Source organism: Microbulbifer litoralis, assembly GCF_023634065.1.
GTDB lineage: Bacteria > Pseudomonadota > Gammaproteobacteria > Pseudomonadales > Cellvibrionaceae > Microbulbifer > Microbulbifer litoralis.
The window spans coordinates 60,441-86,168 of sequence record NZ_JALKCV010000011.1; the positions used below are offsets into that span (position 1 = coordinate 60,441).

General features: G+C 61.5%; 21 protein-coding genes. 13 read left to right on the forward strand and 8 right to left on the reverse strand.

Annotated elements, in window-relative coordinates:
* Positions 1 to 4: 4 nt before the first annotated feature.
* Positions 5 to 1,336: a metal-dependent hydrolase family protein gene (locus MWN76_RS15570; protein ID WP_250462808.1), complete on the reverse strand. Its 1,332-nt coding sequence runs from the start codon at positions 1,334 to 1,336 to the stop codon at positions 5 to 7.
* A gap of 115 nt (positions 1,337 to 1,451) precedes the next feature.
* On the opposite strand from MWN76_RS15570, the gene MWN76_RS15575 reads away from it, so the two are divergent.
* The gene (locus MWN76_RS15575) at positions 1,452 to 1,712 is read left to right on the forward strand and encodes a glutathione S-transferase family protein (RefSeq protein WP_250462810.1); all 261 of its coding nucleotides are present in this window, start codon (positions 1,452 to 1,454) and stop codon (positions 1,710 to 1,712) included.
* A 99-nt stretch (positions 1,713 to 1,811) separates the two neighbouring features.
* Here MWN76_RS15575 and MWN76_RS15580 read toward each other — a convergent pair whose 3' ends face one another.
* The 3 genes from MWN76_RS15580 to MWN76_RS15590 all read right to left on the reverse strand — a co-directional run bounded on the left by MWN76_RS15580 (position 1,812) and on the right by MWN76_RS15590 (position 7,389).
* A complete protein-coding gene (locus MWN76_RS15580) occupies positions 1,812 to 3,137 on the reverse strand; it encodes a mechanosensitive ion channel family protein (RefSeq protein ID WP_250462813.1) in 1,326 nt (441 codons plus the stop codon).
* 29 nt (positions 3,138 to 3,166) lie between these two features.
* Positions 3,167 to 5,983 carry a M16 family metallopeptidase gene (locus tag MWN76_RS15585; RefSeq protein ID WP_250462816.1) on the reverse strand — a complete coding sequence of 939 codons (2,817 nt, stop codon included), beginning with the start codon at positions 5,981 to 5,983 and terminating at the stop codon, positions 3,167 to 3,169.
* Between the two features lie 308 nt (positions 5,984 to 6,291).
* Positions 6,292 to 7,389 (reverse strand): Glu/Leu/Phe/Val dehydrogenase dimerization domain-containing protein, encoded by a 1,098-nt coding sequence (locus MWN76_RS15590; RefSeq protein WP_250462819.1) that lies wholly within the window; start codon positions 7,387 to 7,389, stop codon positions 6,292 to 6,294.
* 304 nt (positions 7,390 to 7,693) lie between these two features.
* Between MWN76_RS15590 and MWN76_RS15595 the strand changes: the two genes are divergently transcribed.
* The 6 genes from MWN76_RS15595 (at position 7,694) to MWN76_RS15620 (ending at position 14,201) form a co-directional block, all read left to right on the forward strand.
* A complete protein-coding gene (locus tag MWN76_RS15595; protein WP_250462822.1) occupies positions 7,694 to 9,643 on the forward strand; it encodes a VacB/RNase II family 3'-5' exoribonuclease in 1,950 nt (649 codons plus the stop codon).
* A gap of 349 nt (positions 9,644 to 9,992) precedes the next feature.
* The gene (locus MWN76_RS15600; RefSeq protein ID WP_250462824.1) at positions 9,993 to 11,462 is read left to right on the forward strand and encodes an aminoacyl-histidine dipeptidase; all 1,470 of its coding nucleotides are present in this window, start codon (positions 9,993 to 9,995) and stop codon (positions 11,460 to 11,462) included.
* A gap of 132 nt (positions 11,463 to 11,594) precedes the next feature.
* Positions 11,595 to 11,975: a VOC family protein gene (locus MWN76_RS15605; RefSeq protein ID WP_250462826.1), complete on the forward strand. Its 381-nt coding sequence runs from the start codon at positions 11,595 to 11,597 to the stop codon at positions 11,973 to 11,975.
* 258 nt (positions 11,976 to 12,233) lie between these two features.
* On the forward strand, positions 12,234 to 13,331 hold the full coding sequence (locus tag MWN76_RS15610) for a hypothetical protein (protein WP_250462828.1): 1,098 nt from the start codon (positions 12,234 to 12,236) through the stop codon (positions 13,329 to 13,331).
* A gap of 20 nt (positions 13,332 to 13,351) precedes the next feature.
* On the forward strand, positions 13,352 to 13,852 hold the full coding sequence (locus MWN76_RS15615) for a hypothetical protein (RefSeq protein ID WP_250462829.1): 501 nt from the start codon (positions 13,352 to 13,354) through the stop codon (positions 13,850 to 13,852).
* Positions 13,853 to 13,862: 10 nt separating this feature from the next.
* Positions 13,863 to 14,201 carry a hypothetical protein gene (locus tag MWN76_RS15620; RefSeq protein ID WP_250462831.1) on the forward strand — a complete coding sequence of 113 codons (339 nt, stop codon included), beginning with the start codon at positions 13,863 to 13,865 and terminating at the stop codon, positions 14,199 to 14,201.
* Between the two features lie 62 nt (positions 14,202 to 14,263).
* On the opposite strand, the gene MWN76_RS15625 is transcribed toward MWN76_RS15620, so the two are convergent.
* The 3 genes from MWN76_RS15625 to MWN76_RS15635 form a co-directional block, all read right to left on the reverse strand.
* Positions 14,264 to 14,719, reverse strand: coding sequence for a YccF domain-containing protein (locus tag MWN76_RS15625; RefSeq protein WP_284500577.1), 456 nt, complete (start codon positions 14,717 to 14,719; stop codon positions 14,264 to 14,266).
* A gap of 210 nt (positions 14,720 to 14,929) precedes the next feature.
* A complete protein-coding gene (locus tag MWN76_RS15630) occupies positions 14,930 to 16,447 on the reverse strand; it encodes a hypothetical protein (RefSeq protein WP_250462835.1) in 1,518 nt (505 codons plus the stop codon).
* A 434-nt stretch (positions 16,448 to 16,881) separates the two neighbouring features.
* Positions 16,882 to 18,930, reverse strand: coding sequence for a glycoside hydrolase family 97 protein (locus tag MWN76_RS15635; protein WP_250462837.1), 2,049 nt, complete (start codon positions 18,928 to 18,930; stop codon positions 16,882 to 16,884).
* A gap of 153 nt (positions 18,931 to 19,083) precedes the next feature.
* On the opposite strand from MWN76_RS15635, the gene MWN76_RS15640 reads away from it, so the two are divergent.
* From MWN76_RS15640 to MWN76_RS15655, 4 genes are all read left to right on the forward strand, one after another.
* Positions 19,084 to 19,749, forward strand: coding sequence for an HAD family hydrolase (locus MWN76_RS15640; protein WP_250462838.1), 666 nt, complete (start codon positions 19,084 to 19,086; stop codon positions 19,747 to 19,749).
* 102 nt (positions 19,750 to 19,851) lie between these two features.
* Positions 19,852 to 20,841, forward strand: a complete 990-nt coding sequence (rdgC, locus tag MWN76_RS15645) for a recombination-associated protein RdgC (protein ID WP_250462840.1) — start codon at positions 19,852 to 19,854, stop codon at positions 20,839 to 20,841.
* A gap of 88 nt (positions 20,842 to 20,929) precedes the next feature.
* Positions 20,930 to 21,373: an FAD-binding oxidoreductase gene (locus MWN76_RS15650; protein ID WP_250462843.1), complete on the forward strand. Its 444-nt coding sequence runs from the start codon at positions 20,930 to 20,932 to the stop codon at positions 21,371 to 21,373.
* 107 nt (positions 21,374 to 21,480) lie between these two features.
* Complete coding sequence (locus MWN76_RS15655) at positions 21,481 to 22,137, forward strand: DUF899 domain-containing protein (RefSeq protein WP_250462847.1); 657 nt, start codon at positions 21,481 to 21,483, stop codon at positions 22,135 to 22,137.
* Positions 22,138 to 22,170: 33 nt separating this feature from the next.
* Here MWN76_RS15655 and gndA read toward each other — a convergent pair whose 3' ends face one another.
* Positions 22,171 to 23,691, reverse strand: coding sequence for an NADP-dependent phosphogluconate dehydrogenase (gndA, locus tag MWN76_RS15660; RefSeq protein ID WP_250462850.1), 1,521 nt, complete (start codon positions 23,689 to 23,691; stop codon positions 22,171 to 22,173).
* Positions 23,692 to 24,098: 407 nt separating this feature from the next.
* Here gndA and MWN76_RS15665 point away from each other — a divergent pair, with 407 nt between their 5' ends.
* A complete protein-coding gene (locus MWN76_RS15665) occupies positions 24,099 to 24,716 on the forward strand; it encodes an HAD family hydrolase (protein WP_250462852.1) in 618 nt (205 codons plus the stop codon).
* 389 nt (positions 24,717 to 25,105) lie between these two features.
* Positions 25,106 to 25,537: a hypothetical protein gene (locus MWN76_RS15670; protein WP_250462853.1), complete on the forward strand. Its 432-nt coding sequence runs from the start codon at positions 25,106 to 25,108 to the stop codon at positions 25,535 to 25,537.
* The last annotated feature ends 191 nt before the right edge of the window (positions 25,538 to 25,728 follow it).

The following is a 25,728-nucleotide window of genomic DNA, read 5'->3' on the forward strand; positions in this document are numbered from 1 at the left end:
CCGGTCAGTCCGCCGCCACGATCACTTCCCCATCCTTCATCACGAACCGCACCCGCCGCATCTCGGAAATATCCTCCAGCGGATTGCCCGCCACGGCGATGATATCGGCCCTGCGGCCCGCGCTGACACTGCCCAGTTCATCCTGCATATCGAGCAGGTCCGCCGCGTTCCAGGTGGCGCTGCGGAGCGCATCGGCGGGGGTCATGCCCGCCGCCACCATCAGGTTGAACTCGCGCGCATTGTCGCCGTGGCGGCTGACGCCGCTGTCGGTGCCAAAGGCGATTTTGACACCGCGGCGGTAGGCCTCGGCAAAGGTCTTCTGGATCTGCGGGCCGATGGTGGCGGCCTTGGCGCGCACCATTTCCGGGAAAAAGCCGTCCAGCGCGGCCTTCTGCGTCACCCACTCACCCGCCACCAGCGTGGGCACATACCAGGTACCGTTGCGCTTCATCAGTTCCATGGTTTCCCCGTCCATGTAAGTGCCGTGCTCGATGGAGTCGACACCGGCGCGTATGGCGCGGTCCATTCCCTCCTTGCCGTGGGCGTGCACCGCCACGGTATAGCCGTAATCCTTGGCCGTGGCGACGATGGCTTCCAGCTCGTCGGCCATGAATTGCGGGTTCTGGCCGCTCTTGGCCACGCTGAGCACCCCGCCGGTGGCGGTGATCTTGATCACATCGGCGCCGTCCTTGTAGCGCTGGCGCACCGCCTCACGCGCATCGATGGGGCCATTGATCACCCCTTCGGCCGGACCGGGCCTGCCCATCAGGTCGTGCCGGTAGCCGTTGGTCGGGTCCGCGTGGCCGCCGGTGGTGGCGATGGACTTGCCGGCGGTGAAGATACGCGGCCCCGGCACGGTGCCGCTGTCGATCGCGTTGCGCAGGCTGATGGTCACATTGCCGTGATCCCCCAGATCCCGCACCGTGGTGAAGCCGGCCTCCAGTGTGCGCCGCGCCGTGTCCACAGCCCGCAGCGTGTAGTCCGCATCGTTCCAGGTGAAGGTCTCCATGTAAGTGCGCGGGCCGTATTCGTAGGCCAGGTGGGTGTGCATATCCATCAGGCCCGGCAACACCGTGTAGTCCCGCAGGTCCACCAGCTGTTCGCGGTCCCGCCGGGCAAATCCCTTCTGCACCGACTCGATGCGACCGTCCGCCACGTGGATGGTGCGATCCTCCAGCAGCTCGCCGCTCTCGCTGTCGAACAGCTTGCCGGCATAGATGGCCAGCTCTTCTGCCAGCGCCGGGGAGACGGCGAAAACCGCCAACATCCCCAACAAGGCACCGGCCAGGCGCACGCGATATAAGCGAAAGTGTCCCGCTTTGGCAGTTGTTGTCATTGTTCCACCCTGAGCCCCGACATAAAGTCAAAAAAACGTTCAGCCCCTGCGGCCGAATGATAAAGCCATACAATCTACCGCAATCGCCCACTCAGCCCAAGGGATGTCCCCTCCGGTGAAACTTTACGCATACGCTGTCGCGCCCAGTTGCCGCCGTGTGCGCATGTACCTGGCCGGGAAAGGCGTGGGGATGTGGAGCCTCCGGGCGGATTTCAACAGAATGATGAATGTGGGCGGCTGCTTCCAGCACAGCTCCGGCATATTTGCCGACCGCATGAAGACATTTCCGGATTTCGGCAAGGAGTGTGGCAACAGGGCCGTGCGGTTTTTCGAGGTGCCGGATCGCCACCTGTCGGAGAACCAATACCTGGTGTAGCGCAAGGATCAGGTAAACGCTCGCGACTGTGCGAAAGCGTGATACCGTCAGGCGTCGAAAATAAATCCCGGCAATCAAACGCAAATGAGCGCGGCCGGCTCACCCGCGCGCGCCGCGTTGCGGCTGCCCGACCAGGCGCACATCGCGCTGCGGGAAAGGAATCTCGACACCGTTCTGCTGCAGTGTCTCCAGGATGGTCAACAGCAGGTCGCCGCCGACCCGGTTGCGACCGTCGTCTATGCCCTCCATCCAGAATTCCACGAACATGTTGACGCCGTTGTCGCCGAAACTGTCGATTTCACAGTCCGGCAGCTCCTCGATGGGGAGTGTTTCTCCACTCAGCACCTGCGGGTGGGCCGCCACCGCCGCCTTGATGATTTCCACCACCCGGCGCACATCGGTGCTGTAGGCCACAGAGAAATCCACCCGGTAGCGCTGCTTCTTGTTCTTCTGCGTCCAGTTGACGAAAGCGTTGGAAATAAACTTTTCGTTCGGCACCACCACATCCTTGCCATCGAATGTCTCCAATATGGTTGAACGCATGCTCATTTTCACCACGGTGCCCTTTTGCCCATCCTCTATTTCGATGTAGTCGCCGAGGGTCAGGGAGCGGTCGAGGATAATGATGATGCCGGAGATCACATTGGCGGCGATATGCTGCAGCCCGAAACCGACCCCCACGCCCACCGCGCCGCCAAACACCGCCAGCGTGGTCAGGTTGATGCCCATCAACTGCAGGATCAGCACGGCGATAACGACGTACAGCACGATCTCGAACAGCTTGGCAAAGACTTCCCGAGTGCGCAGATCCAGGGCTTCCTGGCGGCGGATGATCGTCTGCCCGGTGGAGTTGGAAACGCGGCCGAGCCAGAACAGCAACGAGCCGAAGATCAGGGTGCGGACGATCCCGTAGGCAGACAGGCGGATGTTGCCGATCTGCACCGCCATCGAATCCAGCACCGCGACGATATCGTCCAGTCCGCCGAGGCCGTACAACAGCAGGATCGGCATCCCCACCCAACGGAACACAGAGGCCGCAGCGCGACTGGTGACAATCTCCCGGATGAAAGCGTTGTACAACAGCACAAGGGCAATGGCGATCGCCAACTGCACCACCCAGCTCTCGCCAACCAATCGGGGGATAAACGCGGCCACCACTTTCAGCAACAGAATGGCCAGCAGTGGGAACAGCAGCCTGCCGAAGCGGTACAGCAGCATCCGTCCCGGATAGCGCTGCGGGGCCGAGGGCGGCTGGCGCAGCGCCGCCACATGCGTCTGCAGGCGATGCGTGACCAGAAACGCAATGGCGTAGACCAGCGCAATGATGCCGACCTGGCCGAGCACCGCGATGTCGGCCGTTTCCGCCAGCAGTTCCCGGGCCTCGCGCCCCAATCCGGCCAGCAGGTCCTCGGTGTCCCCGTCCATGGTTTACAGCAACCCGTCCCCGCGCTCCGCTATGACTTGCCCGGCAGTACCGTCACCGGGCCGATATCCAAGGCCTCGATCTGCTCCTGGATTTTGTCCAGATCGCCGACGATCACCCAGGTAAACTGCCCCGGCTGCAGGAACTTCTCCGCCGCCTGCTCGACATCCTCGCGTGTCAGGGCGGACACCCGCTGCGGGTAGCCGGCGATATACTCCGGCGACAGACCCTTCTCCACCTGCCAGGTGATACTGGACAACAGCTGGCCCTTGGTCTGGAAGCGTGCACTCTGCTTGAGAACCTCGTCGTCCCGGTAGTCCGACAACTCCTCCCCGGTAACGGGTTTGTCGCCCAGGAAAGCCCGGTATTCCTTCAGCAGTTCCTCGATGGCCTGCGCCGTCTTGTCAGTCTGTACCGGCGCGAACAGGATGTAAGGGCGCTGTCCCTCAGTATCCAGCGATACCGCGCGGGCGCCGTAGGACCAGTGCTTGTCCTCGCGCAGGTTCATATTGACCCGCGAGGTGAACTTGCCGGCAATCACCGACGCCATGGCATCGAATGCCTCGGCGCCCTCCTCCTGCCAGGGCGGCATCACCAGGCCGGCCATGATGTAGCTCTGCTGGGCGCCGGGCCTGTCCAGCAGGTAGACCTTGGCCTCCGGCGGCCGCTCCACTGCCGGCACCGACACCCGCACCAGTTCTTCCTTCGGCTTCCGCCATCCACCCAGCGTCTTGTTGAGCATGGGTTCCAGTGTCTTCTGTGTCACATCGCCGACGATGGTCAGCGTGGCGTTGTCCGGACGCACCCACTGGTTGTGAAATTCCACCAGGTCGTCGCGGTTGATCGCCTTCACGCCTTCGACGGTACCGGAACCGGTCAGTGGCGAACCGTAGGGATGATCCTCGCCGAACAGCAGCGGTGGCAGGGACCGCAGGGCCAACCCCTGTGGCTGGGCCTCCTCCTGGGCGATCGCATCCAGGCGGTTGGACTTGATCCGCTCCAGGTCCTCCTCCGGGAAGAGCGGCTCCTTGATCACCTTGGCAAACAGCTCCAGCGATGGCTCCAACTGGTTCCTGAGGGCACTGAATGTGATGCTGTTGTAATCGAGGCCACTGCCGGCGCCGATACTGGCCCCCAGCTCCTCCTCGCGCGCGCTGAACTGCAGTGCATCCATCTCGCCCGCGCCCTCGCTGAGCATGCGCGCGGCAACGGAGGCCAGGCCGGGTTTGTCGCCGTCGGCGGCGGCACCGCTGTGGAATTGCAGGTTCATGAACACCGCCGGCGTATCGTGGCGCTCCGCCAATACCACACGCAGGCCGTTGTCCAGTGTGAATTCATGCTGTTGCGGCAGTTCCAGCTCGACATTCTTGTCCACCGCCGGCAGTTCGCTGCGGTCCACTCCCTCGCCGGCGGCAGTGAATTGCTGCTTGGGCTTGATGATCAGCGTATAGCTGTTATCGGTCAGCCAGCGGCTGGCGACATTCTGCACATCCAGCGCCGTCAGCCTGGCGAAATTCTTCAGGCCGTCGAGCAGTGCGCCCGGATCGCCGTAGTAGAACTCGGAGCGAGCCAGGATATCGCTCTTGCCGCCAAAGCCGCCGGTTTTCTCCAGCCCCTTGACCAGGCTGGCGAAGTCGCTCTGCTTGATACGCCGCAGCTCTTCGGTGGTGACACCACTCCTGGCGAACTGGCGCAGCTCCTTGTCCAGCAGCTCCTCGACCTTCTCCAGCGGCTGCCCGGGCTTGACGTCGACGATGACCATCAATTGCCCGGCCAGCTGGCGGCCGTAATAAAAGGCGCTCACATTGGTGGCTACCTGCTCATCGCGCACCAGCCGCCGGTAGAGCAGCGAGTTCTGGCGGTTGGCCAGCATGGAGGTGATCAGGTCCAGCGCGTCTTCCTCCTCGCTGCCGATGGCGGGAACATTCCAGACCTTGTAGATACGGGTCTGCGGCACCTGGTCGAACAGGATCTCGCGCTTGTTGACCTGCGCCGGCAACTCCCAGTTTTTGATCCGTGGCGGCACGTTGCTACTGGGAATATCGCCAAAATACTGGCGCGCCTTGGCCATGGCTTCCTCCACGGATATATCGCCGGCGATCACCAGGATGGCATTGGCCGGCTGGTAGTAGTCGGCGAACCACTGCTTGACGTCGTCCACGCTGGCATCGTCCAGGTCTTCCATGGAGCCGATCGGCGTCCAGGAATAGGGGTGGAACGGCGGGAAGGTGCTGCTGGCGATGGTGTCAAAGGCCTTGCCGTAGGGCGCATTTTCCCCCTGGCGTTTTTCGTTTTTCACCACGCCGCGCTGTTCGTCCAGCACGTCCTGGGTGATGGCGCCGCTGAAGTGGCCCATGCGGTCCGACTCCATCCACAGCGCCATATCCAGGGCCCCCTTGGGCACGGTTTCGAAGTAATTGGTGCGGTCGTTGTTGGTGGTGCCGTTCATATCCGTGGCACCGGAACGCTGGAAGGGCTCGAAGTATTCGCCGGGGTAGTTTTCGGAGCCGTTGAACATCAGGTGTTCAAACAGGTGGGCAAAGCCGGTCTTGCCCGGCTCTTCATCCTTGGAACCCACCTTGTACCAGATATTGATCGATACCACCGGGGCCTTGTGATCCTCGTGCACAATCACTGTCAGGCCGTTTTCCAGCTGCTCCTTGTGGAAGGGAATCTCCAGTGCCGGCGGCTCGACAAAAGCCTCCTTGTCGGCGGCGGCGGCGCGGCTGCTGGCGGCGGCCTCCTTGTCGACGGACATGGCCTTGTGGGTGTCATCATTGCCGTTGCCGCAGCCGGTGAGCAGGCTGGCAGCGAGCGGGAGGCCGAACAGGAGCTGGTGCAACTTCATCTTGTTATTCCCTGGTCTATTGCTAGTGGGTGGACCGGCGGCACTCGCAGAAATTCCGGGGCGCCCCTCCAGAAGGGAAAGTGTAGGCAAAATCGGCGGGAAGATTGCGCCGGATTCGTCGAATCAGTCCATCGATACGATGGGGAAGGAAAAAACGGGCACCGGGGTGCCCGGGAAATACATCACTGAGAGAAAGCGATGACGCAATCGCTTTGGGGAGAATAGCCGGCAGCTCCAGCGGGCCCTGTGGTCAATTCTGCAACCACGCATACCTCTGGGGCGCCGCCGGACACTGCAGTGATCAATTTTTACGCAGCGGCAGAATCAGTTTTTTTTAGCGCGTCCTCGTGGCCAAAACGCTCTTCCGCCACGCGATCGGCCACATGGGCCGTGGTTTCGCCACTCTCTTCCGCGCGCTGGAAGACTTCCTGCATGGTGGTGCCGATGGTCTCGATATGCGCCTTCACCTGCGCCGGATCGTAGCCGTCCCCGCCGCGCTCAGGGCTGCCCTGCTGCTGGTAGTAGACATCGATGATGCCGCCGGCGTTGATCACATAATCCGGCGCGTACAGCATGCCCTTCTCGCGCAGCACTTCGGCGTGGCGCTCTTCCGCCAGCTGGTTATTCGCGGCACCGGCGATGGCGCCAACCTTCAGGCGGGAGATAGTGTCGTCGTTGAGGATGGCGCCCATGGCGCAGGGGGCAAACAGGTCCACATCCAGGTCGAAAATCTCTTCGGCACCCACGGCGGTAGCGCCCAGCTGATTGACGGCGCGATCGATGTTGTCCTGGAAAATATCGGTCACGAACAATTCAGCCCCTGCCTCCTCCAACAGCTTCGCCAGCCGGAAGCCGACGTTGCCGACACCCTGCACGGATACTTTCAGGCCGCTCAGGTCGGTCCTGCCCCAGCGGTGCTCGACGGCGGCCTTGAGGCCGACAAAGACACCGTAGGCAGTGGACGGGGACGGGTCGCCGCCGTGCTCGGAACTCTCGTTCAGGCCGGAGACAAATTCGGTACGCTCGCCGATAATGTGCATATCCTCGACACTGGTGCCCGAGTCCTCGGCGGTGATATAGCGCCCGCCCAGGGTGTTGATGAATTCACCCATGGCGCGCAGCAGTTCCGGCGTCTTGTCCTTGCGCGGATCGCCGATGATCACGGATTTGCCGCCGCCGAGCTTCAGGCCGGCCATGGCGGATTTGTAGGTCATACCGCGGGACAGGCGCAGAACGTCGTTCAGGGCCTCGCCGTCATCGGCGTAGGGCCACATACGGCAGCCACCCAGTGAGGGTCCCAGATTGGTGTTGTGCACCGCAATAATCGCCTTCAGGCCGCTTTTGGCATCCTGGTAAAAAGCCACTTGTTCGTGCTTATCGTAGGCGGAATGGGAAAATATACTCATTGTCTGTTCCTCTCCGGGGACCGGTTCTACAGCTGGGGAACAACCACAGCCCTTGTCTGTTCTTATCAGAAGGTAAGATTATATCTACGAACAGGATATAAAGTTTGCAAACTTTGCATAACGAGCCGCAAAAGAGGCTAAATCGTCACCATATTGTGGAAATATTAGGATAAAGGGTCATTCGAGGATGAACGAATCCACCGGGTCACCCGTTGCCGGCGCGGCCGAACCCCGTGGAACTGGCCCTGTCGCCGCGCTCTGGTAGAATCCGCGCCCAAATCGATCCCGTGACTGAGAACCCCCGATGCTGAACGCCGACGCGCTGAAACAACTCAAAGATCTGAAATCCGATATTCGCTCCACCAAGGAATTCGCCGAGGGCCGGGTCCGCGGCAGCAACGGCAAGTTCGGTTTTGTGGTGCTGGACGACGGCCGCGAGGCCTTCCTGCCGCCGCCGGAAATGGAGCGTGTCTTCCCCGGCGACCGGGTGCGGGTCAGCCTTTCCGAAGAGGACAAGGGCAAACTCGCCGCCGAGCTGGACGCGCTGCTGGAGAGCGAGCTGGAGCACCTGGTGGGCAAATATGTGCAGCGCGGACAGGGCCACTTTATCCAGCCCAGCCTGCCCGGCTTCAACCGCTGGATCTTCCTGCCACCGAAAGCCCGCGGCAAGGCACAGCCGGGCGAATTCATCAGCGCCAGGATCAACCGCCACCCGTTCAGGGACGGCAGGGCCCAGGCCAAAGTGGCCAGTGTGATCGGCAAACCGGATATGCCCGGTATCGAACACGCCTTCGTCGTGGCCCAGCACCGGTTGTCCGACCGCTTCGACGACGCCGCGCTGAAACAGGCCGGGGAAATCACCGACAGACTGGAAGCGGTGGTCGCCGGGCGCAAGGACCTGTCGGAGTACGGCTTCGCCACCATTGACGCCGAGTCCACCCGCGATATGGACGATGCCCTGGCGGTCAGCCCGCGCGACGGTGGCTGGACCCTGCATATCGCCGTGGCCGACCCGTCCAGCGTCATCGAGCCCGGCAGCCCGCTGGATAGGGAGGCTTTCAGGCGCGCCCACAGCCAGTACCTGCCCGGCGAAACCCTGCCGATGCTGCCGCGCGACCTGTGCGAGAACCGCTTCTCCCTGGTGGAGGGGGAACTGCGCCCGGCGCTGGTACTACATGTCGATGTCGACAGCGACGGCGGCCTCGGCGAAAGCCGCTACGAGTTCGGCGCCATCCGCTCACAGCACAAACTCAGCTACGAACAGGTTGCAAGATTTATCGGCGGCGAGGACAGCGCGGTGCCGGAAGCACAGCGAGACAGCCTGCGGGCCCTCGCAGACCTGAGTGCCGCCCGCGCCAGTTACCGCGCCGGCCACTCGCTGATCATGGAGGACCGGCCCGACTACGAGATCCACCTGGACGAGCAACGCAAGATCGCGCGCATCGAGAAACAGGAACGCAACGTCGCCCAGCGCATGGTGGAGGAAGCCATGCTCGCCACCAATATCAGCATCGGCGAAAAACTGGCCGCACTGCAGCAGGGCTGCTTCTCCGTCCATCTGGGCTTCCGCGAGGAACGCATGGGCGAGGTCAAGAGCCTGCTCAAGGAAACAGTGCCGGAATACGCAGACAGGGACCTGCTGCAGCTGGAGCACTACCTGGCACTGGTCAAGTTCCTCGAGACCCACCGCGAACCGGAGATGCAGTACCTGCTCACCGTCCTGAAGCGCATGCTGCGCCCGGGCCAGCTCGACAACAAGGCCGGCGCCCACCTGGGCCTGGGACTCGGCGCCTACGCCACCGTCACCTCACCGATCCGCAAGTACAACGACCTGCACAACCACCGCGTACTGCGCGCCGCGGCAGAGGAAAACAAGGCGGAGACGCTGTCCGACGAACAGCTCGAGTCCCTGCAGGACAGCCTGATGCGCGGCCGCCAGGCCAACCGCGCACTGGAACAGTGGCTCTACGCCCAGTTTATGCAGGACAAGGCCGGCCAGACCTTCAGCGGCAAAATCACCCTGGTCAATGGCGCCGGCCTGGGCGTGCGCCTGGACGACAACGGTATCGACGGCTTCGTGCGCCTGAACACCGACAGGAAAAACCTGCCGGATTTCGACGGCAAACACCTCAGGCTGACCTACAACGACAAGACCTACCAACTGGAGCAGCCGGTCACGGTGAAGGTCTCCGGTGTGGACGTGGACAAGCGTCGCATCGCACTGGAACTCGTCGAAGCCGAGCAGCCCGCGTAAAGGTTCCGCAGAGCCCCCCTCTCCCACGGGAGAGGGGATCACAGTCGACGCTAGCGGTCCATGCGGAAAGTTTGGTGACTAAGGAGCACAGCCAAAGTGTTCAGATCAAGGCGAGAAAGCGCAGGGATAGTGGTTCTATTTCAAGCTTTCTCAACGCAGAGCTGGGCGCTTTGGCGACGCGAACAGTTACACAACTTTCCGCATGGACCACTAGGTAAACCGGCAACTTTCGAAGTGCCGGCACAATCTCTCCCGGGCATCAGAGATTTCCAGCCGCGGGGGCCAAAAGCCCGCCCGGTCAAAACCCGAGCCGCCGCCACCCCGGCGGGCTCAGCCAGAAGGAAACACCATGTCATCCATCGCCGAACTCAATCCAAAACCCCTCTGGAAGCATTTCGCCAGGCTCTGCGACATCCCGCGCCCCTCCAAACACGAAGAACAGGTTGTCGCCTACATTGTCGACTTCTGCAAAGAGCGTGGCCTGGACGTGGAGCTGGATAAAATTGGCAATGTCATCATCAGGAAGCCGGCCACCCCGGGCATGGAGAGCCGCAAGGTCATCGCCCTGCAGAGCCACGTGGACATGGTGCCGCAGAAAAATGCCGACTCGGACCACGATTTCCTGAAAGACCCGATCCGCCCACAGATAGACGGCGAATGGGTCACGGCCACCGGCACCACACTGGGCGCCGACAACGGCATCGGTGTGGCCGCCATCCTGGCCCTGCTGGAAAGCACCGATATCCCACACCCCGCCCTGGAAGCCCTGCTCACCATCGACGAAGAGGCGGGCATGACCGGCGCCAAGCACCTGCAGCCCGGCTACTTCGACGCGGAACTGCTGCTGAACCTGGATACCGAAGACGAGGGCGAACTCTATGTCGGCTGCGCCGGCGGCGTGGATATCAATATTCAACTGCCCTACGCCGCCGAGCCATTGCCGGCCGACCACAAGACCTTCCGCTTGAGCGTACGCGGCCTGCGCGGTGGCCACTCCGGCCTGGATATCGACAAGGGCCGCGGCAACGCCAACAAGATCGCCAACCGCATCGTCGATGCGGCACTGGCAGAAATCCCGGACCTGCGCATCGCCGCGTTGGACGGCGGCAGCCTGCGCAACGCCATTCCGCGGGAGTCCTTTACCACTGTTGCCGCGCCCGCGGGCAGTGCCGCGCGACTGATGGAAATCGTCCAGCGGGAAAGTGCCGTAATCGGCGCGGAGCTGGACAACGAAGCCAAACTGGATATAACCCTGGACGAGACCGATACCGCCGCCAACGCGCTGGACCGGGACACCCAGCAAAAACTGATCCGCGCCCTGCGCTGCTGCCCCAACGGCGTCGAACGCATGAGCACCGCACTGGAGGGGATCGCCGAAACCTCCAACAACCTGGCGCGTGTGGTTACCGAGCAGGAGGATGGCGCGCACCGCGTACGCGTGCAGTGCCTGGTGCGCAGCCTGTCTGACAGTGCCCGCGACCAGCACGCCCTCAACGTGGCCGCCGCCTTCGAGCTGGCCGGTGCCGCTGTATCGCTGGACAATCCCTATCCCGGCTGGACACCCAATATGCAGTCACCGCTGCTGGCACTGATGAAAGAGGTCTACCGGGAAATGGAAGGCAGCGAACCGGAAGTGAAGGTCATCCACGCCGGCCTCGAGTGCGGCCTGCTGTCCAAGCCCTATCCCCACTGGGACATGGTCTCCTTCGGCCCCACCATCCGCCGGGCGCACTCGCCGGAGGAGCGGGTGCATATTGAGAGTGTGGGGAATTTCTGGGAGTATTTCGTGAAGGTGGTCACGGCGATTCCGGGCCGCTGAATATTTCCGGGCGGCAGTCGGGCGGCAATAGAGACGACCCGGCGTTATATGTCCGAGTTACCCACGAATAGTAGACAGGGGCTGCCAGTCACAGGCCCAGCCACCTTTCAAACCATAACAGGGAGACGCACAATGTTTAGCCATATCATGGTGGGCGCAAACGATATTCAGGAATCAAAGGCATTCTACGATGCCGTCCTGGGGGCCATGGGTTGCGAACCGGGCAAGATCGATGAAAAAGGCCGCTGCTTCTACTTTACCAAAAGCGGTGTCTTTGCGATCAGCAAGCCCATCGACGGCGAGCCGGCGTGTCACGGCAATGGCAGCACTATCGGTTTTGCCGCAGAGAACCCCGAAACGGCAGATGCCTGGCACGCGGCGGGGCTCGCCAATGGCGGCACCAGCTGTGAAGAACCTCCCGGTGTGCGCGAAGGCGCCCTGGGCAAACTGTACCTGGCCTATCTGCGCGATCCCGCCGGCAACAAGGTCTGCGCACTGCACCGGATGGGCTGAACCCTGCATGCCGCAACGGGCGCCGTCGACAATGGCAGCGCCCGTCCCACTCCACACCGCCTGTCACATCATTGCAATTTTATAAGCGACTTAAATGACTTTTGTCCATTTCTAACGGCTTCGTGTTGCCTTCCCCATTCCGCCGTTTACTTTCCCCGGCAGACTGACATATAAAAGCAGACCCAGATCACACAACCTTGGGAACTGTACCCCATTCAACAATAAGCGATCCTGGGTTCGCACCCTCCCGGGCATAGTATGAAACGAAACCTGATTTTACTGATCCCGGGGCTGGCGCGGGTATCCAGTTCGGAGCAGCTCTCTGTTTTTACCGCGGGACTGGTCGCCGCCAGTGAGCGCACTCCCCTGGCGGAGATATCCGATTCCGCCGTGCCACCGGGCGTGCGCAGGCTCCGGGCCGGCTCCGGCGACGACCGCCACGAGGTCGATATCGCCGAAGCCTACTGGAACGACCTGGTACCCAGTCTCACCCAGGAGTCGCTGAAGACCCGCATGATCCGCGGCTTTTCGCTATTCTGGTTCTGGATTGCCAATATCCATATCTGGAAGGGCGTACTGCGGCGCAAGTACCTGACATTCGGGCTGACGCTCTCGGCATCTGCACTGATCGCGTGGTACCTGAGCACTATCGTGCTGTTTATCGAAGCCGTCCACCTGGAGGCCAGCAGCCCGCTCTACGACGTCACCGATGCATTGAAGGGCTTTAGCGATGCGATCGGCGGCTGGAAGATCTGGGCGGTGATCAGCCTCCTGATCGCCGCGGTGCCGGTCTCGCTGTTGGTCGACATCTCGGATTTCTGCAAACGCTATATCACCGACGAGCCCAGCGCCGCCGGTCAGCCCGCGATGCGTTTCGAAATCATCCGGCGGGTCCGCGAACAGCTCGAGGCGCGCCTGGACCCAGCCGAGTATCACTCTCTCACGGTGGTCGGCCACAGTTTCGGCAGCGTGGTCACTGTCGACCTGTTCGCCGACCTGCCACCGGTGGGAATCCCCGTGCGTATCCTCACGCTCGGCTCCCTGATCGAAGTACTCGGCAAACAGGCCGGGTGGCTCCAGGAAGAGGTGGTGTCCCTCTCCCGGCGCGAGGACCTTGTCGAGTGGGTCGATATCAAGGCCCGTACCGACTGGTTCGCCAGCGGCTCTTCCGTACCCGCCTCCGCCAAGTGCAGCGAGCTGGAGGTCAACTCCTACGGTACCTTTCCCGACAAACTGGCAGCGCGGACACACTCCCGTTATTTCGATAACCAGGAGGTCGTCAATACGCTGGTGGCAAAACTGGCTCCGGAACAGCTGGCGATACAACAACTGCCAGCGGAAGCCACCGAAGCCTGAACTAGAAAAAGGAGAAAAATATGCGTGCGACCTGTCTCGCCAAGCGATCAATCACCCTATTGCTGTTTTCAATCCTGCTGACCGGTTGTGTACAGCTGGCCCCGGGTTACGACAAGGAGCTCTACTCCGACCTGACCGAGGTCAACGCCAGCCTGCTGGGTTTCTTCTCATCGGTGTCCATGGGCACTACCAAACAGTCATTTCCCGAGCGCGAGGACACCTATCACAACCTGATTGGCAGGGTGGAAGCGCTCGCCATGCAGTCCGAAACCCGCCCGATACCGGACGCAGAGATACTGGAAAAAATCAATGACTACCTGATTGCCAGTGACAGGGAGATACTGTTTGAAGACAGCCCGCCGAGTGTTGCATCGCTGGAACAGATCTCGGGGACCCTGCAGAAAATGCGGGAAACTGACGAAGACCGGGGCCTCACGCCCGGCGCTGTCAAAATTTTCAAGAACGGGGTGGTTATCTCGATGGACCAGGCACTCACCTACGAAGCCTTCCTGAACCGATAAGGAGATCGATATGTCACTGGACGTCAATCAACTGGTCGCGGACATCAAAGACGCCGCCTCGACCATCATAGACAACGATGTTGCCGAAATCCGCGGTTTTTCAGAGCGGCAGGTGCAGGCGCTGGCCAAGCAGGCGCAGCTTATTGCCACCGCAATGATCAACGATGAAATCGAAGAGGACCTCAGGGACTACTTCCTGGACTCACTCGAGGATATGGCACTCAACTTCGCCAAGACCCTGCGGGGCCTGCTTACCGTCACCATAGAAAAGGTATGGAATGCAGTGGTGAGCGTCATCTGGGGGGCCATCGAGAGCGTTACCGGGCTGCCGCTGAAAGTGGGTGCCTGATCACCCTGGCAGGGCGGGTGCAGGTGTACAACAGCCTGCCCTGCCCAACCTGTGCCCTGCAGTTACCCTCGAATTCCCGCTACTGTTGCCGCGGCGTTCGCCCTGCGAGCCGCCTCGGCCACCTCGACAGGCACAATCGTCTTGCCGATCGGCCACAGGGCAATGCCGGCCAGCTTCAGGTGCTGGATGCCAAATGGAATCCCGATAATGGTAATAAAACAGCACAGCGCACTGCACAGGTGGCCGATGGCCAGCCACAGGCCACAGAACAGGAACCAGAGGATATTGCCGACCGCACCAAACGGGCTGGTGCCGATATCGTCCCGCCGGTAGAGCTCCCAGCGACCGATTGCCTCGCGGCCAAACGGCAGGAAGGTAAACTGGCCGATGACAAAACAGGCCCGGGCCCATGGAATCCCGACAATGGTGATGGCGGCGATCAGCCCAGCCAGCCACCACATCAGGCCCATAAAGAACCCTCCCAGAACAAACCACAGAAAATTGCCAATTGCGCGCATGGTCCCCTGCCCTACCTTTAACGTCGGTTTCTGCTCTCACTCAGCATAAGACGTATTGATTGCTGTTCTGGATGCACCCGCAGGCACGGCTTCTGCCGGTTTGAGAGACAAAATCCATGCGGCGACCCGGCCCACACCGGGATCAACGTATCCCGAAGACAATAAAAAACCGGGTGGACCATAATCCACCCGGCTTCTATGGACCAGCCCTTACAGGTATTCCAGGTACAGATCCACGCCCTTGCGCCCGGCGACAACGGCCTCTTTCAACTGTTCGAAAGACTCCGACAGCGAAGCCTGCAGGTGTTTATCCAGCCCTTCAACACCACCGATTTCCTTGAAGCGGGCCTGCAGATCCGAACTGTGGGGGAAAGCAGTGGCCACCGCATGTGCCAGCGCACCCCAGGCAGCCTGGCGTACCAGCGGTCCAGGCAACATCGACCGCATGAAAATCCGGTTGACCCGGCTCTGCTCCTTCTCAGGCAACGAGAACTCATTCAGCCTCGAGCCAGCCAGTTCCACGAGATCCTCCACCAGTTCCTTCCGATCTCCTGCTGTCAAGAACTGGGACAGGGTGGACTCCAGTTCCACACCGGCATCGATCGCCTTCTCCAGGGTCAACTTGCCCTCCGCCAACTCCGGCAGAAACTCGCGAACCGGGTAGTAGTCCCGCAGAGTGGTAATCACCGGCCAGCGCAGGCAGCGACGCACGCGCCTCGGCATCAGCCAGGTGGCAATATTGCGGAAATACTGATTGACCCTTTCGTAGGCATCCGCATTGGCACTCAGGCGGGTGCCGTCCTCACCCAGGTTGATATTGATGAAATGATGCCAGGTGGCATCCACCGAGATACGGCCGACACCGGCCCTGTGGCCGTCGTATGCGCCGATGGCCCCGAACGCGCGAGGTTCGCTGATGGGCTGTTTATTGGGTCCCTGAAACCCGCCGCCGTAGGTAACCGAAAGCGCCACGATTTCTGGCGAGACAACATCGCCCTCACCATCACGCGGCCACTCACTCTCGTCATTCAGGTTATCGGGCAGCACACATTCACTCTCGTGAGGATGATCCGGCAACACTTCAATAACTCTTTTGGTAGGGTGTTGCAACAGATAGTGCGGGGCCGATTCGATTTCGTCCCCGCTATACGCCGGATAGATTTTTTGTGGAATAGCGTCGGACTGATCGGAGAACTGGAACTGGTTGTCTACGCCGGGATCATTGGTAGACAGGCGCGACGGGCTGCTGGCAGAGGGACCATTCCACTTGCGCATTCCCCGCACGCGGGCAATGTCCCCGCACAGACGCAGGCCTAGTGTGGCGTGATCACCCGTCGCAAATACACCGCCACCATCATTCATAAACTTCTCGATCACCGTTCTTTCTGCCACAGGCAGGGTACCGAAAGAATCATACGCAAACAGGAACAGGACATCGTATTTATTGATGGACAGGGAGGACTCGGTAAAAGTGAAGCTTTCGTAATCGGCATCGCCATTACCGGTCAACGCAGTTTTAACGATCGGGGTCATCCCGTGGATGGTTCCGGTTCTGAGCGTATTGACAAATGTCGAGAGGCCAAAGCTGGCACTGTCGAACGTCAGTCCATCGGACACCAACAGAATACGCGGCGTGCATTCCTTGTAAATCGAGATAACCAGGTCATCGGGCGGGATGAAAACAGGCCTTTGCAGCTGTTCAATAATTTTGGGGTCGAGATCGGGCATCACACGTCTCCTTTTTTACTGCAGTTATGTTATTGGTTTAATACGCCATAAAGGGCGTCCCGGGCCATTCGGCGCGGTTTTACAACAGCAATGAAAGAAGAGGGCTGACAGTCAGCAAACCCGCGGGAAAAGCAGACGACGGACCGCGGACTCATCATTTGACAACAGACAAGGCACTCCATTGCCCCCAGAAATTGCCGGCCCCGGAACGGGCCCCTTAAGTCGCCCGGAACGGCGACTGCCCGACATGGTATCCGATCCCCGGGGCTCCGGCGGCAGAAAGGAATGCCAATCGACTTACAGGAAATTACATTCTCGGGAACCGGTTGTGCGACGGCGGGTAACAACACTTTCCACAGCGTCGGTATCGCCATAAAAAAGGGGCCCGGGGCCCCTTTTCAGTCACTGCAGAATCCGCAAACGTCCGCGGGCATTCAATCCAACGCCCTGAACCGCACCGCGGCGCCACCGCTGCGCGCCAGCCGGAAACGGAAAACCTCCTCACTGGTCACCGCCTTGCGCTCGATGACCATATCGTACGGGTTGGTGGCCCAATCCGCCTCGGCTCCGTCGCGGTAGATTTGCGCCTCATAGCGCTGCCCGGGCTCGAGAAAGTCCAGCGGCAATTCCAGCGTGCGCGCTTTTTCATCGGTCAGCGCGCCCAGGTACCAGTCGTCGCCACCGCGCTCGCGGCGGGCGAAGGCCACATAGTCCCCCACTTCACCGGCAATCGCGCGGCTCTCTTCCCAGTCGGTGGGCACGTCGACGATAAATTGGAAGGCGTCCGGCCGGGCCTCGTAGTTTTCCGGCAGGTCCGCGGCCATCTGGATCGGGCTGTAGAGCACCACGTAGAGTGCGAGCTGCTTGGCCAGTGTGGTCTGCGGGCGGTTCTCGCCGTCGAGGCCGTTGAAGCCCAGGTCGAAGATACCGGGAGTAAAGTCCATGGGGCCGGACAACATGCGTGTGTAGGGCAGGATGGCCGTGTGCTCCGGTGGGTTGGGCGGCGAGCCCCAGGCGTTGAACTCCTGGCCACGCGCACCCTCGCGGGAAATCCAGTTGGGGTAAGTGCGACGCAGGCCAGTGGCCTTGACCGGCTCGTGGGTATTGATACTGATCTTGCGCTCGGCCGCCTCTTTTACACTGTGCAGGTATTCGCCCACCATAAACTGGCCGTCGTGCCACTCGTTGCGGGCGATACCCTTGTCGTCGACGCGCTTGATATCGCCGCCATCCGCCACATAGCCGGTCTTGACCTGGGTGACGCCGTACTTCCGGTAGAGATCGTAGGCATCGTCCATCTGCTTGCGGTAATTGGTGACGCTGCCGGAAGTCTCGTGGTGGCCAATCAGGCGCACGCCTTTCTCGCGCCCATACGCGGCGATTTCCTCCAGGTCGAAATCCGGATAGGGTCGGGTAAAACTGAAGATATCGCCGTTCGATGCCCAGTCGCCATCCCAGCCGGTATTCCAGCCCTCAACCAATACACCGTCAAAACCGTATTTGGCGGCGAAGTCCATATAGCACTTGGTCTCGGCGGTAGTGGCGCCGTGCCGCTCGCCGGAGCCCCAGGTTTTTTCATTGAGGTGCATCGCCCACCAGATACCCACGTATTTGCCCGGCTCCACCCAGGAGACATCGCCGAGCTTGTTGGGTTCGTTCAGGTTCAGGATCAGCTCCGAGTTCAACAGCCCCACGGCGTCCGGGGCAATCTGCAGTGTGCGCCAGGGGCTCTTGAACGGCGCCGCGGTCTTCACCAGCGTGCCGTCGTACCAGGGCGCCAGGGCGGCCTTGAAGTGGCCGGGCCGGCGCTGGTCGAGGGACATGGCCGAGTAATCCACCAGGGCCGCCTCGTGGATACTCAGATGAGTGCCCGACTGCATTTTTACGGTAAAGGGGGTATGGGCCATTTCCGCATTCTGCAGCGGTGTGGTGCGGTACAGGTACTCGTAGCGGTTCCAGCCGCGGGAGGGAATCCACCAGGCCGTGGAGTGGCCACTGTCCGCGAGGTTGAACTCGGTCAGTTCATCGACGATCTCCACCTGCTCCAGGCCATCCTGCTGCGGGACCTCGTAGCGGAAGCCGATACCGTCGTCGAACAGGCGGAAGCGCACGGTAAAACCGCCGCTGCCACCGGCCCGGGCGAACTCCACGCTCAGCTCCCGGTGGTGGTCGCGCATGCTGCGGCGCTCACCCCAGGGCTGCTGCCAGCGGCTGTCGACCGAGGTCCGCTCGCTGTCGGCGATCTCGAAGCCGCTGGCGAATGGCCGGCCCCGTTTGAACACCATCCCCAGGCGCGAGGGCTCGACGACGGTTTCACCGCGATAGCGCACGCTGTAGCGGGGAACCCCCTGCTCGTCGCTCACCCGGACCCGGATCTCGCCGTCTGGAGACCTGGCCTCCAGCTCAGCGGCAGTTGCCGGCCCCGTGGCCAGTGCCAGCGCCACTCCCAGGGAGAAGGCGGCTTTTCTCAGGTGTATCCTCATTATTCTTACCCCACTGCAGGTTGAATGGACAGCTGCCGCCGGTTATACCACGCCGCAACCGGACCGGCCTCCGCCCCCACCTACGCCCTCCGGCATGGTTCCGGTAGAATGTGCCCTTTCCAGTTTTCCGATTTCGAACTGACGGAGGTCCCGATGCCCATCAAAGCCATTCTCTTCGACCACGACGGCACACTGGTGGACTCGGAACCCGCCCACTTCGAGATCTGGAGGGCGGTGCTGGCCCGCTACGACACCGACCTAACCGAACAACAGTATTGCGAGTACTACGCCGGGGTGCCGGCCATGGCCAATGCGCTGGATATGATTGTCCGATTTTCCATCGCCGAGACGCCGGAACAGTTGGTCGAACAGAAGGCGGCGGGAACCCGCGAATACCTGTCCCGCACGGCCTTCCCGATGATGCCCGGCGTGCGCGAGGTCGTTGGCCATTTCCATTCCCGGGGCCTGCGCATGGCGATAGTGACCGGCTCCAGCCAGTCGACCGTCGCCGCCACCACCCGCACCCACCAGTTGGCCCCCTACTTCGACACCGTTGTCGCCAGCGACGATGTCGAGCGCAACAAACCGCACCCGGACGGTTACCTGCTGGCGATGCGGCATCTCGGCGTCACTGCCGACGAATGCCTGGCAATCGAGGATACCGAACACGGCCTCACCGCTGCCGCGGAGGCGGATATTCCCTGCCTGGTGGTGCCCAATGCGATGTCGGCACATCACGACTTTTCCCGTGCGACCGCCAGTTTCGGCGAAATGACCGAAGTTCTCGAGTGGGTGACGGACCGGCAGCGGCAAGCGTGACATTGCGCCCGCCCCGACAGTGCATCCGGTGGTAGATGAAGCGCGGCATATTGACCATAATTGCCGGCTGTCTGGAAGCAAAAGAAAGAATGGCCTGTTGTAATGTGGTTTAAAAATCTGCGCGTCTATCGCCTTACCAAAGAATTCGCCCTCTCTGCCGAAAAATTGAACGAACTGCTGGAGCCGGGCGCCTTCGTGCCCTGTGGCAGCCAGGACGCGGCACGCTATGGCTGGGTGCCGCCGCTGGGTCGCCACGGCAGTGAACTGGTGCACGCCGCCAACGGCTACCTGATGGTGTGCGCCAGGAAACAGGAGAAAGTTCTCCCCGCCGCGGTGATCAACGAGAAGGTCGAGGAAATGGCCCAGGCCATCTCCGCCAAAGAGTCCCGCCAGGTGGGCCGCAAGGAGCGGCAGAACCTGAAGGACGAAGTACTGCTGGAGATGCGCCCCAAGGCCTTTGCCAAGTCGCGCCTGCAGTACGCCTATATCGCGCCGAAGGACGGTTGGCTGGTGGTGGATGCCGCCTCGGCGTCCGCGGCGGAGGAACTGCTGGAGAATCTGCGCGAGGCCATCAGCAGCCTGGCGGTGATACCGCTGTCGGCCAGGAATGTCCCGCAGCAGACCATGACGCACTGGCTGAGCGCACCGGAAGCGCCACACCAATTCGAATTCGGCCACGAGGCGGAGCTGCGCGACCCGAAAGACAGCGGCAGCGTGATCCGCTGCAAGAACCAGGACCTGTGTGCCGAGGAGATCCACAACCATCTGGTGGCCGGGCTGCAGGTGCACAAGCTGGGGCTCATCTGGCGGGGCGGGATCGAGTTTATCGTCGATGACCAGCTGGCCCTGAAGCGCGTCAAGTTCGGCGACGAACTGGTGGACAAGGCGGACAATATCGATGCCGAGAATGCCGCACAGCGCTTCGATGCGGATTTCTCGGTGATGACCCTGGAGATCTCCGCCCTGCTCACCGACCTGCTGGCGGCCTTTGGCGGCGCCAATACGGATAGCGCCAGTGTCGAGGAGATAGTCGCGCGGGCTACCCGCGACGAAGCGGAGCAGCGGACAGATGTGGACGAGGTCGTATTCTGACCTCCAGCGACGCTTGACTCCTGTGGGCTGACTCCGTGTAATGCCCCGGTGTGCCGCAACAAACTGGACAGCCTCCAGCTTTTCCGCCATGACGCAATTGTTCCGCACCAGACTGCCATTCCTCGCCGCCGCCCTGGCAACCTGCCTGCTGGCCTCCCCGGCCGGCGCGGCGGATCTGGAACCCTTTACCACAGACGGCTGCAGCGCCTTCCCCAACGGAACGCCCTCGGACAGGGAGCTGTGGCTGGACTGCTGTGTTGCCCACGACTTCGCCTACTGGAAAGGCGGCACCTACGCCGAGCGCCTGGCCGCGGACCGCGAACTGGAACACTGCGTCGCAAACCAGGGCAAGCCGGACCTGGGCAGGCTGATGCTGGCCGGCGTGCGGGTCGGCGGCTCGCCCTTCTGGCCCACCAGCTTCCGCTGGGGTTACGGCTGGCGCTATCCGCGCTTTTACGGTCCGCTGAGCGAAAGCGAGCGGGCACAGGTAGAGGCCCGGCTCGCGGGCAAGAAAAACTCCAACTCCCACTGATTTCCGCGCAATTCTCCGTGATCTGCAGACGCCGTCCACGCCGGTGTCGAACGCCGCAGCTCCCGTTCGACAGCAGGGAGAAACCGAAGCAAAGCAAGGAGAAAGATATGCCGCTGCCGAAAATAGTCTCAAAAGCGGAGTGGGAGGCGGCCCGCGAGGCACTTCTGGCCAAGGAGAAAGCTGCGACGCGCGCCCGTGATGCACTGGCGGCCGAGCGCCGCCGGCTGCCGATGGTCCCGGTGGAAAAGCGCTACGCCTTCGAGAGCCCCCGCGGGCCACGGCAACTACCGGATCTGTTCGAGGGTCGACGCCAGCTGATTGTCTACCACCACATGCTCAAGCCCGCGGATCAACATCCCTGCTCCGGTTGCAGCATGTTCGTCGACAATATCGGCCACCTCGCGCATCTCCAAGCCCGCGACACCTCACTGGCCCTGGTATCACAGGCACCGATCGGGGAGATAGAAGCCTTCAGAAAACGTATGGGCTGGGAACTTCCCTGGTACACCACGAGCGATGATTTCAATGCAGACTTTGGCGTCGACGGGGGGTTCGGCCTGAATGTATTCCTGCGCGACGGCGGCAGGGTATATCGCACCTATTTCACCAATGGCCGCGGGGTGGAGGCACTCGGCAGTACCTGGACCTTTCTCGACCTGACGCCGCTGGGACGCCAGGAAACCTGGGAGGACTCACCGGCCGGCTGGCCGCAGGGGCAGCCCTACCAGTGGTGGCGGCTGCACGACGAGTACAGCCGCGATTGAAAGAGAGAGCGGCGTCCGATAGCCACCGCGGGATCAGATCTCCACTACCGGTCGCCCGGGTTCACTCCACTGCACGTGATACTTCTGCTGTTCCGGCCGGTCGACGCGGGCAAAGGTATGCGCACCGAAAAAGTCGCGCTGGCCCTGCAGCAGGTTGGCCGGCAGGGATTCCGTGCGGAACGCGTCGTAATAGCTGAGCGCTGACGACAGCGCCGGTACCGGGATACCGTTGATGGTGGCATCGGCCACCGCGCGGCGCCAGTTGCCCTGGTGTTCGGCAATCTGCCGGGCGAAGAAATCGTCCAGCAACAGGTTGGAGAGCCGGGTATCCCGCTCGTAGGCATCGCTGATCGACTGCAGGAAGACGGCGCGGATAATACAGCCGGCGCGCCAGATACGGGCGATCTCGGCAAAATTCAATTGCCAACCCTGCTCCCGTGCAGCCAGCTTCATCAGGTCGAAGCCCTGAGCGTAGACGCAGATCTTGGCACAGTAGAGGGCATCGTGCAGCTGCGCGATGGCCTCGGCGCGCCCGGCCGCCTCCACCGGCTCTACGACCGGCCCCTGCAGTTTCTGCGCCGCGCGGGTGCGCAGCACCTTGCGGGTGGAGAGAGCGCGCGCGTAGACAGCCTCGGCGATGCTGGGCGCCGGGCACCCCACTTCCAGGCTGCTGACCGCCGTCCACAGGCCGGTGCCCTTCTGGCCGGCCCGATCGAGAATCACATCCACCAGTGGCTGTTCTGTCTCTGCATCGGTGGTTGCCAGTACCTCGGCACTGATATTGATCAGGTAACTGTTCAGCGGGCCCTTGTTCCACTCCCGGAACACCGCCGCGATATCTGCCGGCGACATCGCCAGGGAACTGCGCATCACATGGTAGGCCTCGCAGATCATCTGCATGTCGGCGTATTCGATGCCGTTGTGCACCATCTTCACGTAGTGGCCGGAACCGATGGGGCCGATATAGCTCGCGCAGGGTTCGCCCTCGGTCACCGGGTTGCCCGGCTCAAAACGCTCGATCGGCTGGCCACTGCCCGGATCCACCTTGGCCGCAATGGCGTGTAAAACCGGCTCGATGCGGCTCCAGGCATAGGGATCGCCACTGGGCATCAGGGAGGGACCGAAGCGCGCCCCCACTTCGCCACCGGAAACCGCTGTGGTAAAAAAGATCAGCTTGCCCTCGTAGCGCTTCGCGCGCTCGACGGAATGAGTCCACAGGCTGTTGCCCGTGTCGACGACGATATCGTCGGCCTTCAGGCCCGCATCCAGCAGCTTGTTGCAGACATCGTCCACCGGCGCACCGGCGGGTACGGAGAGAATGATCAGGTGCGGCGCCTTCACCTTGGAGAGCAGCTCGGTATAGGAGTTGCAGACTTCCACCCTCGCCGGCGCGTCACCGCGCTCCCCGCCATCCTGTTCCAGCAGTGCGTTGAGGCGGCTGTGGTCCAGGTCGAATGCACAGACCCGGTAGCCGTTGTCCGCCAGGTTCAGGATCAGGTTCTTACCCATCACCCCGGCGCCGATAAAACCTATGTCGCACAGTGAATCAGACATCTACTACTCCACAAATCGCAATGCTGCTGGTTGGGGGCGCGGAGTATAGCAACATGGATATGGGATCGGGAGGCCGGGATATCGCCAACCCGGGCGCCCTGCAGAAGCTCCCTCGACGGTCTCGCGCCGAAATCATACAATCGACCGAAAACAAAACAAGAAACAGTATTTAATATCGAAAACCTGCAAATAGGCGATCTTTTACCCACTCCGCGAGCGGGGCCGGGTACTGTATGGATTGCAATAGAACTTATTGGTCATCCGCCGCCGGGAGCCGGTTTCCCGACGGGATGCGACCATTGTATGGCTGGCCTTGCGACAGCCGTGCCATTGCCGCTCCCCGATAGTACCGACAGCAGCTGCACTTGCGTTTTGCAAGAAGGAACCTACAGGAGAGCGAATACAGTATGTCCGTAAAACAGCATCCGGAACTGATTCTCTTCGACCTCGGCGGGGTACTGGTTGAACTCAAGCCCTCCCCCTTTCCGGACGCATGGTTCGGCGGCGGTAGGACCTTCGACGGCATCGACTGGTTCCGATCCGAGACGGCCATGCAGTTTGAACGCGGGGAACTCGCCACCGGCGACTTCGCCGCGGGATTGCAGCGGGAACTGGGCCTGCAGGCCGGGACCGAGGAGATTCTCGACGCCTTTGCGCGCTGGCCGATCGGCCCGTTCAATGGCACCCACGAATTGCTGACGGCACTGCGGAAATCCTACCGGCTCGCAGCCCTGACCAATACCAATCCGCTGCACTGGCCCCGACTCGTCGGCGAGTTCCAGCTGCCCCGGTATTTCAGCGAGATTTTCGCCTCGCATCGGATGCAACTGGCCAAGCCCGACCCACGCGCTTTCCTGCACGTGCTGGAGTCGACCGGGGCCGAGCCCGAACGGGTGCTTTTTTTCGATGACAATCCGGTCAATGTAGCGGCGGCTGCCGAAGTGGGCATGGTTGCACGGCGGGCCCGCTCCGTTGGCGACGTCAGGCGCGAGCTCGACAAACTGGGATTGCTGAGGGTCAATTAGACAAAGTCAACCGGCCTGAAAATACAATTTCGATACGCCGCGTTTATTACAACTGGCGTAGCCCGGATGGAGCGCAGCGGAATCCGGGATAGGGGCTGACTTATTCGCATCAACTCCCTTTCCTGTATTGGCCCCTGCCGAACAGTCGTTTTATTGGCGCAATCTGCAGCCCGGAGGCCAACTGGCGATTGCGCAGCGTCGGAAAACTTCGCTATAAACGGCAGAGGCCGGATGGCCGCACACGGCTTTTGAGACGTACGTCCCCAAAGGCACCCTTCCCGGATACGCACAGGAAAGCCTTACCCTATCGCCACCGAGATTGAGCCTGCTACCGGGGCAGTGGTTGCGTAGGCCGATACAGTCCGGGCCCACAGCAGAGAGGAATAAAGATGACCACCACCATTACACTCACGGATGACCAGTACAGCCAGGTCGTGGAAGATATGGACAAGCAGATTGAAATGCTGTCCAAGGAAGAGATTGAGGCCATCGCCTCTCGCTTGAATGAAAAAATCGATATTCCTTTTTTCAGCGACGGTCGGGAAAAAACCATTTTCGTCAAAATAACGAAGAAGGTCGACCGACTTCTGTACAGGCATCTTCCCAATGAAATTTACGGCTGCGTAAAAAGCATCAGCGATGGAATCTCGGACAAGGATGCGGAGCAGATAAAGTCGGTGATGGGGTCGAGACTCAACAAAGACTTCAACATCCCCTACCTTCCGGAATGGGTGGAGCTGCAGATTTTCGAGATGCTGGTGGGCCTGCTGGTCGGCGCCATGCGCCAGAATTACAGCGCGCTGGAGCTTCCTGAGAGCTGAAGAGATTCTCACGAGCGCAGCCTGGAACCAGGCCTTTCCCATGACCAGCCAGCCGCGCTGGTTGGTCTGGTCATCCCCCCACAGGCAGACGTCGCCAAACCATTCTGTCCCGCCACACTTTTGTGTATCATCCCCGCCCTTTAGCGCACTTTTTGACCAAACCCCTTCACGGGCAATGCCAACCGGGTGCC

Excerpts from the sequence above, each read along its gene's own strand:
- MWN76_RS15665 (WP_250462852.1), top strand. The coding sequence starts at position 24,099 with ATGTCCGTAAAACAGCATCCGGAACTGATTCTCTTCGACCTCGGCGGG.
- MWN76_RS15650 (WP_250462843.1), top strand. The coding sequence starts at position 20,930 with ATGACGCAATTGTTCCGCACCAGACTGCCATTCCTCGCCGCCGCCCTG.
- MWN76_RS15610 (WP_250462828.1), top strand. The coding sequence starts at position 12,234 with ATGAAACGAAACCTGATTTTACTGATCCCGGGGCTGGCGCGGGTATCC.
- MWN76_RS15605 (WP_250462826.1), top strand. The coding sequence starts at position 11,595 with ATGTTTAGCCATATCATGGTGGGCGCAAACGATATTCAGGAATCAAAG.
- MWN76_RS15625 (WP_284500577.1), bottom strand. The coding sequence starts at position 14,719 with ATGCGCGCAATTGGCAATTTTCTGTGGTTTGTTCTGGGAGGGTTCTTT.
- MWN76_RS15600 (WP_250462824.1), top strand. The coding sequence starts at position 9,993 with ATGTCATCCATCGCCGAACTCAATCCAAAACCCCTCTGGAAGCATTTC.
- MWN76_RS15615 (WP_250462829.1), top strand. The coding sequence starts at position 13,352 with ATGCGTGCGACCTGTCTCGCCAAGCGATCAATCACCCTATTGCTGTTT.
- MWN76_RS15580 (WP_250462813.1), bottom strand. The coding sequence starts at position 3,137 with ATGGACGGGGACACCGAGGACCTGCTGGCCGGATTGGGGCGCGAGGCC.
- MWN76_RS15640 (WP_250462838.1), top strand. The coding sequence starts at position 19,084 with ATGCCCATCAAAGCCATTCTCTTCGACCACGACGGCACACTGGTGGAC.
- MWN76_RS15620 (WP_250462831.1), top strand. The coding sequence starts at position 13,863 with ATGTCACTGGACGTCAATCAACTGGTCGCGGACATCAAAGACGCCGCC.
- MWN76_RS15670 (WP_250462853.1), top strand. The coding sequence starts at position 25,106 with ATGACCACCACCATTACACTCACGGATGACCAGTACAGCCAGGTCGTG.
- MWN76_RS15635 (WP_250462837.1), bottom strand. The coding sequence starts at position 18,930 with ATGAGGATACACCTGAGAAAAGCCGCCTTCTCCCTGGGAGTGGCGCTG.
- MWN76_RS15655 (WP_250462847.1), top strand. The coding sequence starts at position 21,481 with ATGCCGCTGCCGAAAATAGTCTCAAAAGCGGAGTGGGAGGCGGCCCGC.
- MWN76_RS15595 (WP_250462822.1), top strand. The coding sequence starts at position 7,694 with ATGCTGAACGCCGACGCGCTGAAACAACTCAAAGATCTGAAATCCGAT.
- gndA (WP_250462850.1), bottom strand. The coding sequence starts at position 23,691 with ATGTCTGATTCACTGTGCGACATAGGTTTTATCGGCGCCGGGGTGATG.
- MWN76_RS15590 (WP_250462819.1), bottom strand. The coding sequence starts at position 7,389 with ATGAGTATATTTTCCCATTCCGCCTACGATAAGCACGAACAAGTGGCT.
- rdgC (WP_250462840.1), top strand. The coding sequence starts at position 19,852 with ATGTGGTTTAAAAATCTGCGCGTCTATCGCCTTACCAAAGAATTCGCC.
- MWN76_RS15570 (WP_250462808.1), bottom strand. The coding sequence starts at position 1,336 with ATGACAACAACTGCCAAAGCGGGACACTTTCGCTTATATCGCGTGCGC.
- MWN76_RS15630 (WP_250462835.1), bottom strand. The coding sequence starts at position 16,447 with ATGCCCGATCTCGACCCCAAAATTATTGAACAGCTGCAAAGGCCTGTT.
- MWN76_RS15585 (WP_250462816.1), bottom strand. The coding sequence starts at position 5,983 with ATGAAGTTGCACCAGCTCCTGTTCGGCCTCCCGCTCGCTGCCAGCCTG.